The following is an 18243-nucleotide window of genomic DNA, read 5'->3' on the forward strand; positions in this document are numbered from 1 at the left end:
AGATAGATATATAAAGTTAGTAGCAATGAAACATAATAGAAATAAATCTATTAAGGTAGAGACCGAATATAGAATAAAATATCTTTGGCCAAATCTAAAGAAATGGCTATCAATCTTCCATGGGGTGGCTTCAAAGTACCTGCAAAGATACCTTAGTTTTTTCATAATCATGAACTTGGATAAGGTTATTGATTATATGGACTTGATATACGTTAGATTATTTCAAGGAAATAGATTTATAAAAACTGATGAGATAAGAATTAGGAGTTCACTTTTTTAAAAATATAAAATTAACACTGGGTTTGTCCGTTTTTTTGTATGAATATTTACCAACATTTAATTAATATATAGCTATATAAGGAAAAAACATAATGTAAGTGTATAGCTTAGTAAAAAATAGTAGTGTGGTTATTTCAAAATATACTATTATAAATGTTCTGCTAATTTACTACATTTAATAGATTAAAGTATATTTACCTCAATATTTTTATGAGTAAAACTTATTAGACCTTTTATATAAAAATAAAAAAACAAGTACCTATTTATTATAAGCACTTGCTTTTCACATGATTTTTAATAGAAGTTAAATCTATAAGATTTATTAGGTATACAGTTCATTCTACTTAGGGTTCGTAGCGGAAAATGTGTTTAATCTCGAATGAACCGTATACTTTATATAAATTATAATCTCTTATTATTAAAACTAAGTTAATGGTCCTTGTGGGTAATAAGGAAGAAACTTAAAGATAAGCTCTATTGTACTATAGAAGTAGGTGGATTTTTAATAATTTTAAGTATTATATACTGAGCTTATCTATAAAATTGTAGTTTTAAACAATAGTTGATTAAATTATATACATTATATTATTTAAATCATTATGCTTTACTTGATTCGTACTTTCCAGCTTGAAGATCAGTAACGATTTCTTTGTACTTCTTATCTGATAATCCGTACAATACTCCAAGTACTATTGCAGCTATTATTAAAGCTATACAAGGGTATAACATTAATAATCCCTTCATTCCTAATAATGTTTGAGCTGATTGTTTTACGTTTGGAACATAACCGATTAATGCTAATCCAAAACCTGAAAGAGATCCAGCTATAGCTTGAGCTATCTTTCTTGAGAAGTTAAATGCTGAGTAAGTTATACCTTCTCTTCTTTCACCTGTATGCCATTCACCGTAGTCTATAACGTCTGAAACAAATGCCCATGTAACACCGTTTGGTAGTGCTATTCCTATAAATGATATAGCCATTAATATTGTGAATGGAACTATATGAACTGGTAGTATAAAGTTTAATCCATCAGCTATGAAAGCCATTGAAAATCCTAGTATTGCTGTTTTCTTCTTTCCTAATTTCTTTACTAATGTAGGTATGAAAAGTATTGCAATTATTGAACTACCTATTGTAAAGAAGTTTGTTCTTGCTAAAAGTGCTGCATTTCCAAGGTAGTATTGACAGAAGTATACCATCATTGCAGTTTTAATGTTATATGCTGATATTGAGAATACAGTCATAAGAATTAATGTTAAAAGTGGTTTATTTGTAAATACTGCTGTAGCAAAATCCTTTGGTCTTATCTTTTCAGCTGTTCTCTTAACTTGCACAACTTCTTTTGTATTCTTGAAAGTTACGAAGAAAGATATTACACCTACTAAAGACATTATACCTGCTGCTATTGGGAAACCTACTTTTGTATTAGAAAAAGAGGTTACTATTGGCATAAATACTACACCTGTGATTAATAGAGCTGCAACTGAACCCGCTTGTCTAAAGGAAGCTAGATTAGCTCTATCTTGAACATCTTGGGTCATAACTGAAGCTAATGAACCGTAAGGAACATTAGTAAATGAATATAGAAGTCCCCATATCATGTATGTAGCGTATCCATATATTAATCTCTGATGAGCAGTTGCACCCATTGGTGTTGTAAATGTTATTACAGTAAGTATTGCAAGTAGTATACTTGAAAAGAACATTACTGGTTTGAATCTTCCATTTTTACCTATGTTCTTTCTTGAATCTATAGCTATACCTGCTATTGGATCCATGAATGCATCAAATACTTTTGTGAATAAGAATATTCCTCCTGCTGCAGCTGATGCTATTCCACAAACGTCTGTGTAGAACTTTAGCAAGTACGCTTGACCTAAGTCGAACATAAAGCCATTACCAAAATCGCCTAGACCGTATGAAATTTTTTCTTTCAACGTTAATTTACTCATACTAGTTACCTCTTTCTTAATATTATTATTTAAATGAATTTTATAAATACCTTTTGATTTAATTACTTAAAAATTTTTGAGTAATTTTTATAAACAGTTTTGCTAACCTGATATTATTTGAAAGTTTATTGGTTTAATCTATATTTGGTTTATATTGTTTATAAGTTTTTCAATAACGTTTACACCAAAGTTTATTTTACATCCTTGTTGTAAAACTTTGCATTATTGTTTTAATAAGTGTACATATAGTGTATATATTGTGGTTAACGCATGCAATAATATTTTCTTTTTTGCACACGTTAACAATTTTATGCAAATTTTAATACTTATTTTATAAGTTAAAGTACTGTTTAGCATTTCTATATGATATATCTTGAACTATGCTTCCTAAAAGTTCTATATTATTTGGAACTTCACCATTTTCAACCCATTCACCAATAAGATTACATACTATTCTTCTGAAATACTCATGTCTTGGGTATGATAAGAAACTTCTTGAATCAGTAAGCATTCCAACAAATCTACTTAAAAGGCCTAAATTAGCTAATGCTTTCATTTGTTGAGTCATTCCATCTATACTATCATTAAACCACCAGCCAGAACCAAATTGTATCTTCCCTGGTACTCCGCCTCCTTGGAAGTTTCCAAGCATTGTTCCAAGAACATAGTTATCCTTTGGATTTAACGTATATAATATAGTTTTTGGAAGTAAGTCTTCTCTATTTAATGAATCTAGAAATCTTGATAGTGCTTCTGCTACTTGTCCATCATTGATTGAATCAAATCCAGTATCTGCCCCTAATTTATTAAACATTCTTGTATTATTATTTCTAAGAGCTCCGATATGAAGTTGCATTGCCCATCCTAATTTATGATAGATCTTAGCTACAAAACCTAATGTAAAAGTTTTATACTTTTTCTCTTCTTCAAAACTAACAGCTTCACCTTTTAGTGCCTTTGCAAATATTTCTGCAGCTTCTTCTTTAGTTGAATCTGCATATACTACTGTATCTAAAGCATGATCTGATACTCTGCATCCAACTGAGTGGAAGAATTCAACTCTTGATTCAAAAGCTTTTAAAAACGCTTCATAATCATTTATTTCTTTACCTGATACTTCTTCTAACTTCTTAACCCATGGTAAGAATGTAGCTCTATTTATTTCTATTCCTTTATCTGGTCTAAAAGTTGGTAAAACTTTTACGTCAAAGTCTTTAATTTCTTTAAGCTTTATATGATACTCAAGTGAATCAACTGGATCATCAGTTGTACATATTGCTTCTACATTAGACTTTTTAATTAAATCTCTTGCTGCAAAATCACCTGCATTTAGTATCTCATTAGCCTTGTCCCATATCTGAGGAGCAGTTTTTTCATTTAAAGGCTCATAGATTCCAAAGAATCTTTGAAGCTCTAAGTGAGTCCAATGATAAAGTGGATTTCCTATAGCAACCTGCAAGGTCTTTGCCCATGCTAAAAATTTATCATAGTCACTTGCATCTCCAGTTATAGTATTTTCATCTACTCCATTACTTCTCATTGCTCTCCACTTGTAATGATCCCCGTATAACCAAACTTCAGTTATATTTTTAAATCTTTTATTCTCATAAATTTCCTTAGGGTTTAAATGACAGTGATAGTCAATAATTGGCATACTTTTTGAATAATCATGGAATAATTTCACTGCTGTTTCATTTGATAATAGAAAATTCTCATCCATAAATTTTTTCATAATAATCACCTTACTTTTCATTTAACTTTTATGTATTGTTCACGTGAACAATCACTTACAATGTTATTATAATCGTTTTCTTAAAAGAATACAATAGTAAATTGTTCACGTGAACAAAATTTTTGTGAAATTATTCACTATTTTTTATAGATGCATTTATTAGTATTAGTTTGTATGGTTTAAGGTACTTTTTAACGCTTCTCCTTTATACATTTATGTAAAAAACTAACTACCCACCCCTTCTTCAGTGAGCTTTTTTATCGCATCTGCCTTTCCGAATGTATATGAGGAAAATTTGGCAGGCCATATAACTTTTACTTTTTTACTGTGTTTATATAACTTCTAACACAATTGAAATATATAAGTTTAAATATATTTAAAGTTTCACAGTTTTTAACAGTAAAAAAGTAGGTATGCAATACATACCTACCAACTTAAATATATGCACCATGATACTGAGCTCAAATTTCTAAATCTCTTATTAAACTCAATAAAAAGCTATAGAACTCGTTAATGATTTGATTGATGCATTTCTTATTTATCGACTCCACTACTATTCCATGTTATTTCTTAAAAGCTAACTTTCCATGCCTATTACTTACCTTTATTTTGTCTAGATTGTTCATTTAATTTCTTTGCTTCCTCTACACCACTGCTCATTGAGCCTGAAGCTCCTGAACTAAGTGATGAGCTTCCACTAGCTGAACTTGACATGCTTCCTTGTCTAGACTGAGCATTTAATTGTTTTGTTTCTTCAATTTCTGAGCTGTTAGCATTTGTATTGCCAGCAGAACTAGTCATTCCACCTTGCCCTTGTCTTGATTGTTGATTTAACTTTTTAGTCTCTTGTACCCCATTCTTATTAGTAATCATGATTTTAGTCTCCTCTTCTACTCATAATTTATTAGTAAGTACAATAATCTTATTAAGGTCATAATCACCTTTTTATTTAACTTACGAATTATATCTTGTGTATTTCTTTCTTAGTTATCACAAGTAAATGGAGCTATAATTGGTTTATTAATGGGAATGGATATTTTTTTTAAGTTACTTTGAAATTCCTAACTAACTTTTTTAAGTCCCCTGTTAGCTCTGTTAATTCACTGATTGAAGTAGATATATTTTGTATATTAGCTGTATTTTCTTCTGATGCTGCCATAACTTCTTCAGTGAAAGTAGAAGAATTTTCTACTATTGCTAATATACTTCTTATATATTGCTTTATTTTTTTTGATACATCATTTATATCACGAGAAAAACTAGTGACTTGATTTACATATTTTAATATACCTTCTGTATTAGACACTATTCCACTAAATCTTGAAGCAGCTTCACTAACTATCGTTACTCCATCTTCTATATATTTTGTACCGTTTCCTATATATAGTGTTATTTCACTTATTTGATTTTGAATTTCTTTTACCACTTCTGTTATTAATTTCGCTGATGAATTTGACTGTTCAGCTAATTTTCTTATTTCATCTGATACAACGCTAAATCCTCTTCCTGACTCTCCAGCTCTTGCAGCTTCAATTGCAGCATTAAGCGCTAATAGATTAGTTTGATCTGATATTTGAGTAATTGCATCGACAATTTGATTAATCTTAATTGAGTTAATCTCTAACTCACCTATCTTTTCTACATTCTTCTTATTAAACTCATATATAGCAGACATATTATTTTCTATATTATCCATTGACCTAACGCCTAATTCACTCATCTCTTTAGACTGCTTAGTCATGTTCGAAGTTTCCTCCAATTTAGTAACTGCTTTTTCAATATCACTATCAAGGGATCCTATAAAACTAGAAACCTTATTTATCTCACTAAGCTGTGTTGAAGCTCCAACAGATATTTCCTCTATTGAAGATGCAACTTGTTCGCTAGTACTACTTGTCATATAAGAAGCATCTTTTATTTCATTTGAAAAGTTATTTACTTTATTTGATGTGTACTCTATCTTACTTATTATATCTTTCATACTTTGTACACTAATCTCAAAAGCATATGCTAACCTTCCTATCTCATCTTTGCGTCCACTAATACCACTATTTTTACTTAAATCTCCTTTAGCAATATCATCTGCATAGGATACCAATTTTTCTAACGGATTAATAATTTGTTTTGATAGAATAAACACAAAAATCATTAATGCTATACCACTTGTAATAAGCATATATAATGAAATATTATTTTGAAAAGCTGTTTTATCAAGAGAGTTTACGATTCCATTATCCTGTTCCTCACTTAATTTGTTTGTCAATTTTAATATTTTACTTGATGCATCATCAAATTTAGGCATAAACTTGTTACCAGCTTCAGTGCCTTCCTTCATATAGATATTAGCCATCTCTGTTCCTGTTTTATAATAGTCGTCAAAGGCAACTAATATTTCATCAATTTCTTTTTGCTTACTAGGTTCTAAAGTTTCTAATTGTTTTGCTGCTTTAATAAATTCCGTTGCATGCACATCTGCTTCTTTGATTCCATCATCTAATCCATCTAACCCTCTAGTGGCACTTATATCTGAAAGATACTGCCATACTTCAATTAAACTTTGAGACATAGTATTTGAAAGTTTATATGTTGGAAAAGTACTATTTTTTACATCTTGTATATCTTTATCTCCTTTAAAAGATAAAAAAACATTAGTAAAAACCATGATTGTAATAAGAATAATTATAATTGCAAATTTTCCTTTAATAGTTTTAAACCCCATCGCTTTAGCCTCCCTATTGTGTTTTAAGAATTGAAAACAGTAAAAAAGACCAATATAAAAGTAAATATAATTCTACTTTTATATTGGCCGGTTGCACTTCAAACTCCAAATTTCAAAGTGCCCAAATTTAAGAAATTCTTCATAGTCTCCAATATGTTTAATATTAAATTTATTATTTATACCCATATGATATTATCACACACTTTTACACAATTCAACATTTTTTGCAATATATTGATTTAATATTTATATAAATATAATAATTAATTTCAACATAATGCTTTAAAATAACCTTATCTATTACTTGGCTATGTTAAGGTTTGTACAAGATCTAGGTATAGCTATATTTGTTATATTTTTATCTACCATTACACTAACAATATCAATCCATATATATTGTAGTTCATAATTATCTAATATTTATGTGATTTTTATATTTTATTTACTAACTTCTTAATAGCTCATCGATGGAATATGAAAAAGATCATATTAATTCTTTGGGAAGACTCATTAAAGTATCACATGGCTAACTTATCAATAAAAAAAGGTGCTTAACAGCACCTTATTTATTGGTCATTGTATTCAATTCATCAGCTAAAGTAGCTATTTCAGTTAAGCTAGCAGTAACTTCTTCCATTGCTGCTGACTGCTGTTCTGCATTTTCAAGAGTAGCGTTGGAAGTCTCCATTGTTCTATCTACAGATTGTTGTATCTTACCTGTAAGATCCATTATCTTAAATGCTGTTTCCTTTGAGCTTTGAGATAGTTTTCTTATTTCTGTAGCCACCACTCCAAAACCTCTTCCTGCTTCACCAGCTCTTGCAGCTTCTATTGCAGCATTTAATCCAAGCATCTTTGTTTGATCCGCGATACTCTTTATTGAATCCAATATAGTATTTATCTCTATTGAAATATTTTTAACATTTGATATTTCATCATTTAGATTATGTTGATTATTTGCTACATTTGCAGAAGTTGCATTTAACTCTTCCATAGTAGCTGATATTTGGCTAAAGTTCTCTGAAAGTACTTGTGACATATTGCTTAGCACAAGTTGTTCATATCCAGCTCTTGATAATGAGTTAGCTACTATAAACAAAACTTCTGCTGCTGATTTTACGTTTTCCTCTTTAGTCATATAAACATTTCTTGCAGCATCAACATATTTATCTTGATTAACCCCTATTTCCAAAGCAGTTTCTCTAAAACTTTTTTCCTCTGGACTTGAAGTTAGAATCTGACCACCTAAAATCGTTCCTATTAGATGTCCATCTATCATTATTGGTGCCGCAAAGTCAATTAATCCAGCATGACATTTATAAATATAAGGTCTTCCTGTTCTAGCAGCTTCTTCTCCACCTTTTTTATGAGATTGAGCGCATCTACCCTCACCAGCACTAGTTGATTGTGTTAAATTAATACAAAAATTCGTATAAGAACTAGGCTTGGTCACAGGTGTTCCATTTCTGTCTACAGTTACACTAGCAATATTCATTCCTATAGCAAAATTATCTTGAAAGGTCTGCAATAGTTTAAGATCTATTACATCACTTATTTCTAAAGCTTCAAGATCTAATTCACCGTTATTTAATCTCTTAATCATGTAAACCCCTCCAATTAACTCCCCAAAATTTTATTTACCGCATTTTAAACTTTCCCCTAATATATTATCGTACATATTTATCGAATACTTATGTGTTTTTTGCATTTTATTAATATACTTTTCTATAAATATTCTATAATTTTTTTGGAAAAACTTCGTTTAATTGTATATACCTAATTTTGATATCTATTTCTTTATATTATAAAGGCTTCCTTTTATATTCAAATATCAATATCTTAGAGATCCTAATTTGGGGTTATGTTAAAAAATATTGTTGAGCTTATACTATTATTCTTAATTAATAAGGCAAAAAGAGATTGCATGTAGAACCTATCGATCTTCATGCAACCTCTTAATTACTTTAACTTACCTAAATGCTCCTTACTTTATATCATAAGGTAGTACAATATTAGACGAACTTCCTGGTGCATTAACTTTCACTTCTCCATCGCCTGTACCAAATAAAATATAAAGACTAACTTTAACTTTTCCATTGGCAAAGTCTTTGTATTCTGATCCAGAGACAAAGGAAGAAGCTCTTTTGAAGTTTTCATAGCTACCACTACCTATTGCTCCATCTGTTGGCATCATATCTATACTTTCAGTTCTATCAATTGTTCCGTCACCATCAAAATCGTATGATATATCTCCCTTAATTCCTTCTCCTATTGCCAACCCATTAAGATATAGGTCTGCAGAAGTATTTCCAGTCTTATTGTAACTTCCATTCAAGTTATCTAGTGTATATTCTACATGAGTTTGGTTTTTAGGTAGAATATCTTTAGCTTCACTTGTACCTGAGCTCAGTGATAACTTTCCTCCAGTAGTTAAATATAGAGTTTTAGTAGCAAGTACTGGATCTAAATCCCCTACTTGAGTACCATACACTTCAAACTCCCATAATGAATATCCATAAGGTAATGCTCTTTTTAGACCAAGCATTCTTACATATCTAGCTTCAACCTTATTCATAGGAATTTCATCAATATTGCCATCACTATTGCTTTCTGTATAAACATCCTTCCAATCTGCTTCTGTTGGATTCATAACTGAAGCAACTTGTATCTTATACTCTTTTCCATATGCAGCTTCCCAGTTTAGCAAAACTTTATCCAAGCTATATACTCCACCTAAATAAACTGATATCCATTGGTTGTCATTAAACTCAGACTCCCATCTTGTGCCCTTATTTCCGTCAAAAGCAAAAGCAGTATTTCCAGAAGATGCTTTTCCGGTCTTGTTTAGTGCAATGTTTGTACCAGGAACTGGTGGCGTAGTTGAATTTTTCACCAACCCATTTATAGCTGTTGTTAAGTTTGCTACAGCACCGTCTACCTCTGCTTGAGCTGTATCAGCCTTGGCATTTACTGCAACTGCATTTGATAATGCACTTTGTAGTGTCTGCCAAGAATCTTTAGTATAATCTGCCTGCACCTTACTTTGTGCTTCATTTATCTTTGAAACTAGGGCTGTTTTATCTACTGATACTTTTACTTCTTTTATAGATACATCATCAAAGTATACATGATGTTCTCCACTAGGAGTTACATTAGTTCCATCTTCGATATATCCTAAAAGATAAGTTAAATTCATATTTGTATCTTGAGTTGGTTTTAATGTATATTTATAAACCGCATCTTTATCTGAAGTAATATTAAAGTTAACCTTAGGACTTCCATTATAGTTAGTCATTTCTGCTATAATTGGACGATTAACTGAAGACCATGCCTTAAAGCTAAGCTCATAAGTTTTATTTGCGGAAAGTTGTATTCCTTTTTGTACAAACTGAGTCGACCAGCTAAACGGAACCCCCCACTCATCATCCTTAGCACCATGGTAATTGACCTTTATATCAGCTACTCCATCTGCGATAGTGTAACTTGACCAATCAGCAGCATTATTCCAGAAACCCCAGTTTTTATCTCCAAGAGACAGATCTCCATTTAACACTAAATTACCGCTGCTTGGGAATATCTTTTGAGTAACTGAAGTGTTTGCATATCCACTAGCTTCAACTGAAATATTGTAGCTTCCCTCTAAAGCAAATAATTCTGGCGCTAAAGTAACCTTTCCTGAAGATAAAGTGTATTTACTTTTTTCAATAGCACTATCATTGATCTTAACTGCAGTTATTGCGCGAGCCCAAGCATCATCTTGATTAAAAGTTAAATCAATTGGTTGCCCTGCATTATTACTAGTTGAATCTGCTCCTAGCATAGGTGGCCTTTTCACTGGTGCATTTTTAACTTGTAGCACAACATTGTCTATAAATACATCTCCTACAGCACCTTGTGGTGTTTTTCCTAGGATAAGTTTAAGTGCTAATACATCATCAACTGTCATCTTAAAGTTATACTCAAAATGCTTAGTTTGTGGTGTAAGAGCTATAAATCCTGAGTCAAATCTTCTGGTATAAGAACTATTTTCAAGAGTAGCTTCGATATCACGATTAACAGAAGCTCTTGCATCAAAAGATAGTACATATTCAAAGCCTTTACTTAACTTCAGATTTGATTGATTAAGCATAACATTCCATGCTTCAGTTCCTAAACTTTGAACCCCTACTTTTGCCTCTCCATTTACCACATCAAAGCCTGCATTAGCTCCTTGAGTAAATGGCTCCCATGCACTTAATCCTAGTGAAAAATCGCCATTCTTAAGTGGAAATAAGTCTACACCTGTGTAATCAACATTGTTATTAGTTGTTCTGATTAGCTTTATATTATCTACATAAACATCTGCATTTGTACCACCTAGATTAAATATAAGCTGACCTTCTGTATCACTTACCCCTTGAGGCATTGTAAAGTCAATAGTTTGTTTTGAAGAAGCCGTACCTAAGCTTAACACTTGTGTTTTATAAGCTGTACTTCCATCTTTACTTAGAAGCTTAACTTCTATATCTCTAGCTGAAGCAGCTCTTCCATCAAAGGTTAATTCATAGGAATCGGTTTGAAGTAAATTCATCCCCTTTTGAACTAATCTAACTGAATCTCTAGAAGTACCTCCATTAGTAATACCTACTTTAAGCTCTGTAGTATCTGAGCTTACTGAAGCCTGTGCTGTAGCACCAGAAGTACTAAAGTTCCAGAAAGCCATACGCTCCATAGTGCCTAGTTCAAAACTTCCATTATATACATGGTTTCCATCGTCTAATGGAGTTTTAGCTGCGTTTGAATCATAAAGTCCATCAACCTCTTCAACCTTTACATTTCCTATCCACACAGCATTGTTATTAGTTCCCATATTGAATTCCATTCTAGCTAACTTATCTGTATCAGCCTGCATCTGGAATCTATACTCATAGCTTTGAACTGAGTCCTTAAGTGAAACATCAAAATTGTCTGAATATGCACTCCAGCCTCTATCTGCTCCACCACCAAATTTTACGCTGATGTTTCTATTAGCAGCTGCTTTAGCATCAAAAGTAAGCTTATAGTATCTTCCCTTAGCTAAAGTAACATTTTGGATTAGCTGTAATGCATAGTTTTGTGTACCTACATTTGTTATATTAACCTTAGCAAATCTCTCATTATTAATCGTATCTACAGATACAGAACCTGCACCTCCAGCATCTGGTACATGAACAAAGTTCCAATTCTCAGTATTTAAGCTTCCTGTAGTAACTTCTGTTATTGGCTGATTGAAGTTAACATCATGAACATAGTTACCGTCTATTGGCTGCTTTCCATCAGCTGGTACGATATCTTTTTCTAGTATTGGTTCTACTGGCTGTTTATATTGTCTTCCAGTTAAGTCATAAGCACGTACATAATCTACTTCCATCTTTGCAGGGAAATCACTTGCTGAAGGTTCAACTCCTCCATCGAAGTTTCCTCCAACAGCTAGATTTAAGATTATATAGAACGGCTTATTAAACGGTGCTGGATAAGCATTTTTATCTGGCTGTCCTGCACTTTGGCTAAACCAATTGTTAGTAGTTTGATATAGATTTCCATCTACATACCATCTGATTTCTCCTGGTTCCCATTCTACCGAGTAAGTGTGAAAGCCTGTTATATCTTGACCTGTAGGGAAATTATAAGTTCCCCCTGTAGATTTATTATTTGGCCATGGCTTTCCGTAGTGGAGTGTACCATCTATCTTATCAGTCAAACGGCCTCTTGCTTCCATAATATCTAGTTCACCTGAAGAAGCCCAAGTTCCATAAGCAGAATCCTTTGGCATCATCCAGAAGGCTGGCCATAGACCTTGACCTTTAGGAAGCTTCATTCTAGCTTCAAACTTTCCATATTGCTGAGTAAAGGTTGGACTAGTCCATAGTCTTCCAGAAGTATAAGTCTTACCATTTTTAGCTTCTGGTTTTGCTTCTATTACTAAGTTACCATTCTCAACTTTTATATTTTCTTTTTGGTAGTATTCTTTTTCGTTATTTCCCCAGCCGTCTATACCATATTCAGCTCCAGTTCCGTTTTGGTATGCCCATTTATCTAAGTTAACACCATTTGTATCAACATTAGTACCTGAACCATCAAATTCATCATTCCAAGACAATGTCCAATCACTCTTAGCTTGAATACTTTGAGTAACTTCCGCTCTTTCATACCCAGTTGCTTTGACAGCAATGACATAATCCTTTTCTGAGGTAAACTGATCTGATTTTATAGTTATAGCTCCAGCATCTACTGTATACTTAGTACTATCTATAGTCTTTCCATCAATAGTTAAAGCTGTTATAGCAGTTCTCCATGCAGAGTTGTCACCAAAAGTTAGTTTTATATCTTGACCAAGTTCATTTCTATCAGCATCTGGTGATAAAGCTGGTGCTGCTGGAAGATGGATATTATCAGCAGTTTCTGCTAGTTCTCCTGTTGCTTCCTTTGCACCTTTTATTTCAAATCTTACATTATCGATGTAAACATCATGAATACCTATCTCACCAAGACCTTCTACCTTGCCTAATAGGAACTTTAGACCTGCTACATCATCTTTGTCTATAGTAAATTCATAGCTGTAAGTCTGAACATAGTCTTCTAGCTTAACCATCTTATCTAAATAACGAGTATAACTAGAATTTTCAGTAGTAAGTTCTATTAATCTTGGAGTAGTAGCTCTAGCATTAAAGGAAACTTTATAAATCTTTCCTTTTGATAAAGCTAAACCTTCTTGATAAAACATCACATCCCATGGATTGTTAGCAGCACTATAAACATGGAACTTCATACCACCATTTTCAACAGAATATTTAGATTCGTTATCCCATTGATCATATCTACCTTGTACAAACTCACTCCAATTAGCTGTTCCATCTGTAAAGTATCCATTTTTAAGTGGGAATGCCTTTTCTCTTGCTCCCTTTTCCTCAACTCTAACATTATCTACATAAACCTCATGTGACACATTGTTTACTGTACCATCAACCTTACCTAACAATAGCTTAAAGGAAGCTACCATATCTGAATCCAAGGTTAATTCGTAGTTTAAAGTTTTAGTTGTTGTTGATATACTTTCATTTTTAGATAAATATCTGTTTCCATTAGCATCAACTACAACTTCAACAGTTCTTGGCACAGTTGATCTAATGTCTAAAGATACAACATAAGTTTTACCTTTATATAGCTGAAAATCATTCTGCATAAGCATTACATCCCATGGGTTGTTGCCTATACTTGAAACTAGATATTTTAACTGACCGTTTTCCACTTTAGCTGATGTAACCTTATCCCATCCGTCATATCTGCCTTGTACAAAATCAGTCCATTTTGTTATACCATTTGAGAAATCACCATTTTTAAGTGGGAACTGATCATTTAATGAAAGTTCTCCTGTATTGTTATTAGTTAACCTAACCATCTTTACATTATCAAGATAAACTGTTTCAGAACCTAACCCTAATTTAAATACTAACTGCCCTTCTGTATCAGTAACATTTGGCATTGTAAACTCAAAGGATTTTTCTCCCATAGTATTACTTAAATCTATGGTTTTATCACCTGAATAGTTTGTTTTTCCATCCTTGCTTAAGAGAGCTACCTTAATCTGTCTAGCAGCTGATGCTCTACCATCAAATGTAACCTTATATTTATCAGTAGCAAGTAAATTCATTCCTTTTTGAAGAAGATTTATAGAGTCTGCAATGTATCCACCGTTTGATATAGCTACCTGAAGTTCTCTTGTACTTTGATTAACGGATGCCACTGCTGAACTACCTAGGTTTTGAAGGTGCCAAAATTCCATTCTGTCCATAGTACCAAGATCAAAACTTCCATTATACACATGATTGCCATCCTTTAATGGATCTTTCGGAGCATCTTGATCAGTTAAGGATGTAATCTCTTCAAGTTTGATATTTCCTACCCAAACGGAGTTTGTATTTTGACCCATATTAAACTCTAATCTAGCTAAAGGATCTGTATTTGCTTGCATCTGGAAGGTAAACGCATAACTCTGCAATTCATTTTTTAAATTTACGTTGAAATTATCAGAGTAAACCTGCCATCCACGGTTTGCATCTCCCCCAAACTTTACAGCCATAGTTCTAGCAGCTGAAGCTTTTGCATCAAAGCTAAGCTTATAATATCTTCCTTTTGCTAAAGCTACTTTTTGTATCATTTGAATGGAATGAACTTGTGAACCAGCATTAGTTATATCTACTTTTGCATACTTATTGTTGTTTATTGTATCAACTGATACAGAACCAGCTCCACCAAATTGACTCTGGTGTACAAAGTTCCAATAAGTATTATCTAAAGTTTGTGTATCTGAAGTTATATCAGTAAAACCTTTTTCGTAATTTGTATCATAAACATAGTTTCCATTCACAGCAGTCTTAGAACCATCTGGAAGATTGTCTTTTTCCATAACTGGTTCCACTGGAGCCTTATATGGTCTTCCAGTGAGATCATACACTCTTACGTAATCTACTGACATAGTAGCAGGCATATCTGATACTGCTGGAGTTCTTCCACCATCAAAGTTTCCACCTACTGCAAGGTTTAAAATCATATAGAAATCCTTGTCAAATGGTGCTGGATAAGCGTATTTGTCTGGTTGATTCTCCCCTTGGCTGAACCAGTTGCTAGTAGTTTGATATAAGTTTCCATCAACATACCATCTCATCTCACCTGGTTCCCATTCTATTGAGTAAGTGTGATATCCTGTTATATCCTGTCCACTTTGGAAAGTGTAATGATTTCCTGTAGACTTGTTATTAGGCCATGTTTTACCATAGTGTAGAGTACCTTCTACTTGGTCTAAAAGACGTCCTCTGGCCTCCATTATGTCTATTTCTCCTGAAGATGCCCAGGTTCCATATTCAGAGTTCTTTGGCATCATCCAGAAAGCTGGCCATAAGCCTTCTCCCTTTGGCATCTTTATTCTCGCTTCAAACTTTCCATAAGTTTTGTCAAAGGTAGGATTTGTCCAAAGTCTTCCTGAAGTATATGGCTTTCCATTTCTGCCATCATTCTTTGCTTGTATAACTAAATTACCATCTTGTACTTTTATATTATCCTTTGTATAGTACTCCTGTTCATTATTTCCCCATCCATCTAAGCCGTATTCAGCACCAGTTCCATTCTGATATGCCCATTTGCTTAGGTCTACTCCGTTTGTATCAAGTTTGCTTCCTGTACCATCAAACTCATCTGACCATACAAGAGACCATGGATCTTCAGGAGCTTTTGGAGCTGCTACATTTACTTCTATAGAAGTTGTCTTGTCTGTTCCTTCTAAAGTTCCATTAAATATATATTGAGTTTCCTTTGAAACATTTCCATTATAGCTTGAACTGTCCCATGTGGCTTTAACACTTACCTTTATACCGTTTGATAAAGTAACCTCAACGGTTTCAGGCAAAGGTAGATTTTGAAGTGCTGTACCATTATCAACATATATTGCAGCTGGAGCTGATACTGAAACCACATAAGGTGCTCCAACATTCACAGTTATACTTGCTTTAGTAGTGGTTCCTTCAACTGTTCCCTGAAGAACAAATGCTTGTACTCCAGAAACATTTCCGTTATAGCTTGAGGTATCCCAGCTTACATTTGCTGTTCCTACAGTTCTATTTGATAGATTTACATTCACTGTTTTTGGAAGTGACAAATCAGCTGCTGATGTTCCATTTGCAATATTAACTGAAGCTGGATTTATAACTGATAATATTGTTGGAGCTTCATTTTTTGATCTAACATATACAGTTATTTCAGCAGTTTCTTTGCATTGTTCTAGCTTTCCTTTAAAAACGTAAGTTTCTGCTTTAGTCTTTTTAGGGTTATATTTTTCTATATTCCAAGTGACCTTAGCTGCTTTAACTGTTCCATTTGACATTTTTACCTCTACTGTCTTAGGTAATAAAGATAATAGATCCTTATCTAAAATGCCGTTTCCTACAGTTATTGAATCAGGGTTTTTAACAGATACTACTGTTGGATTTCCTACTTTAACGCTTATAGTTGTTGTCTTAGTTATTCCTTCTACTGAACCTGCAAAAGTGAATATCTTTTCTGCAGTAGCATTTCCATCATAACTAGAAGTATCCCAAGTTACCTTAGCATCGCTTCTATATCCATTGGACCATTTTACTTCCACTGTTTTAGGAAGCTTTTTCTTAACTACATCTAGTGTAGTTCCATTATCAACAGTAATCATCTTAGGTTCTTCTATTGACGCTGCAAAAGGACTTCCTACCTTCACAGTTATATTTGTTGTAATTTTTGTTTGTCCCTCCAAATCTCCTTTGAAGGTATATAAACTTTCTTTTGATACATTACCATTATATCCACAAGTATTCCAACAAACCCTTGCTGAACTGTTAGTACCATTGGAAAGTTTAACTTGTACAGTTTTAGGCAAAGTACTGTTTAACTCACTTAAAGAAGTTCCGTTGTTCACAGTCAATGCGGATGGCTCTACAGCAGATACCACAAAAGGATTGCCAACTCTTACTTTTAAAGTTATCTGCTTATCATATCCGCTAACAGTACCTTTCAATTCAAAGTTTGTTTCCTTGTCCACATTACCATTGTAAGTTGAAGTATCCCAAGTGACCTTAGCGTACACTACTGTTTTATCACTAGTTATAGCACTAACGTATTTAGGCAGGCCAATGGCCTCTACTTTTGTGCCGTTGTCAACTTCTACTTCTGATACTTCCTTTATTGATTTTATATATGAATTAGCTACATTCACAGTTATTTTTGTAGTTAATTTTGTTCCTTTTATTGTTCCGCTAAAGGTGTAGCTCTCGCTTGGTTTGGTAAGAGCTACGTAATGAGCTGTATCCCATATGACCTCTGCTGTACCTTTGGTGTAATTTGACATAATCACATTTAACTTCGTTGGAAGAAGCTCTATTATTTCATTAAGCTTAGTTCCTTTTTGAACATAAAAATCATCAGGCTTAACCACACTTTTTACTGTAGCAATGCCAGAATCATCAGTACACGCCTTTACAGTTGCAACTAATGCAGGATTAATTCCCATATCTCCTAATATAAATAGCATAGCTATAAACATTGAGATAAATCGCTTAAAATTCTGTCTAGATGACTTTTTCTTATTAATTTTTGATAACTCCGCCATACTTTCCCCCCTAAAGTAAGATTTTAAACAATTCCAAACTTAGGACTATAAACGATTACACTTAATAAAAAAACTTTATAAGGTTTGCTTTTCCCCTCCTTAGATCAATATTTATGACATAACTTTATCATTAACTCCCATTATGATCCTCCATCATTAAAGCACCTCTTGAAATTTCTTCATTATATTCTAAACTATATAATTTAATTGCCCTATTAATGAAGTACTATCCTTTATAAAATAATGATAAAGTTAAACGTAACTAGTTCTAAGATTATTTGCAAAATTTAAGTTGAGATTTATAATTATAAGAATTATTGCAGATATGCCATAATGTTCCATTATCCATATAAATTATAGGTATCTGTTTAAACATTTACAACGGCACTTTTTTTGGATATGCAGTGCTTT

General features: G+C 32.8%; 6 protein-coding genes, 1 pseudogene and 1 riboswitch. Of the genes and pseudogenes, 1 reads left to right on the top strand and 6 read right to left on the bottom strand.

Annotated features, from left to right (window positions below):
* Window positions 1–280 (top strand): annotated as a pseudogene (locus tag JHL18_RS11490) (hypothetical protein); the annotation flags it as partial.
* A 596-nt stretch (window positions 281–876) separates the two neighbouring features.
* Here JHL18_RS11490 and JHL18_RS11495 read toward each other — a convergent pair.
* The 6 genes from JHL18_RS11495 to JHL18_RS11520 all read right to left on the bottom strand — a co-directional run bounded on the left by JHL18_RS11495 (window position 877) and on the right by JHL18_RS11520 (window position 17832).
* Window positions 877–2232, bottom strand: coding sequence for a glycoside-pentoside-hexuronide (GPH):cation symporter (locus tag JHL18_RS11495; RefSeq protein ID WP_200269261.1), 1356 nt, complete (start codon window positions 2230–2232; stop codon window positions 877–879).
* A gap of 331 nt (window positions 2233–2563) precedes the next feature.
* Window positions 2564–3964, bottom strand: a complete 1401-nt coding sequence (uxaC, locus tag JHL18_RS11500; RefSeq protein ID WP_200269263.1) for a glucuronate isomerase — start codon at window positions 3962–3964, stop codon at window positions 2564–2566.
* A 594-nt stretch (window positions 3965–4558) separates the two neighbouring features.
* Entirely contained in the window at window positions 4559–4837 is a 279-nt protein-coding gene (locus JHL18_RS11505; protein WP_200269265.1) for a hypothetical protein, read from the bottom strand.
* A gap of 169 nt (window positions 4838–5006) precedes the next feature.
* Window positions 5007–6683, bottom strand: coding sequence for a methyl-accepting chemotaxis protein (locus JHL18_RS11510; protein ID WP_200269267.1), 1677 nt, complete (start codon window positions 6681–6683; stop codon window positions 5007–5009).
* Window positions 6684–6759: 76 nt separating this feature from the next.
* Window positions 6760–6842, bottom strand: a riboswitch (cyclic di-GMP riboswitch).
* 403 nt (window positions 6843–7245) lie between these two features.
* Entirely contained in the window at window positions 7246–8286 is a 1041-nt protein-coding gene (locus tag JHL18_RS11515) for a PocR ligand-binding domain-containing protein (protein ID WP_200269269.1), read from the bottom strand.
* 381 nt (window positions 8287–8667) lie between these two features.
* Window positions 8668–17832: a carbohydrate binding domain-containing protein gene (locus JHL18_RS11520; RefSeq protein ID WP_200269271.1), complete on the bottom strand. Its 9165-nt coding sequence runs from the start codon at window positions 17830–17832 to the stop codon at window positions 8668–8670.
* Window positions 17833–18243 lie beyond the last annotated feature (411 nt).

Source organism: Clostridium yunnanense, assembly GCF_016595795.1.
Lineage (GTDB): Bacteria > Bacillota > Clostridia > Clostridiales > Clostridiaceae > Clostridium_AR > Clostridium_AR yunnanense.

Bases quoted from the DNA above. Each gene is read 5' to 3' on its own strand.
- JHL18_RS11520 (WP_200269271.1), bottom strand. From the start codon at position 17,832: ATGGCGGAGTTATCAAAAATTAATAAGAAAAAGTCATCTAGACAGAAT.
- JHL18_RS11495 (WP_200269261.1), bottom strand. From the start codon at position 2,232: ATGAGTAAATTAACGTTGAAAGAAAAAATTTCATACGGTCTAGGCGAT.
- JHL18_RS11505 (WP_200269265.1), bottom strand. From the start codon at position 4,837: ATGATTACTAATAAGAATGGGGTACAAGAGACTAAAAAGTTAAATCAA.
- JHL18_RS11510 (WP_200269267.1), bottom strand. From the start codon at position 6,683: ATGGGGTTTAAAACTATTAAAGGAAAATTTGCAATTATAATTATTCTT.
- uxaC (WP_200269263.1), bottom strand. From the start codon at position 3,964: ATGAAAAAATTTATGGATGAGAATTTTCTATTATCAAATGAAACAGCA.
- JHL18_RS11515 (WP_200269269.1), bottom strand. From the start codon at position 8,286: ATGATTAAGAGATTAAATAACGGTGAATTAGATCTTGAAGCTTTAGAA.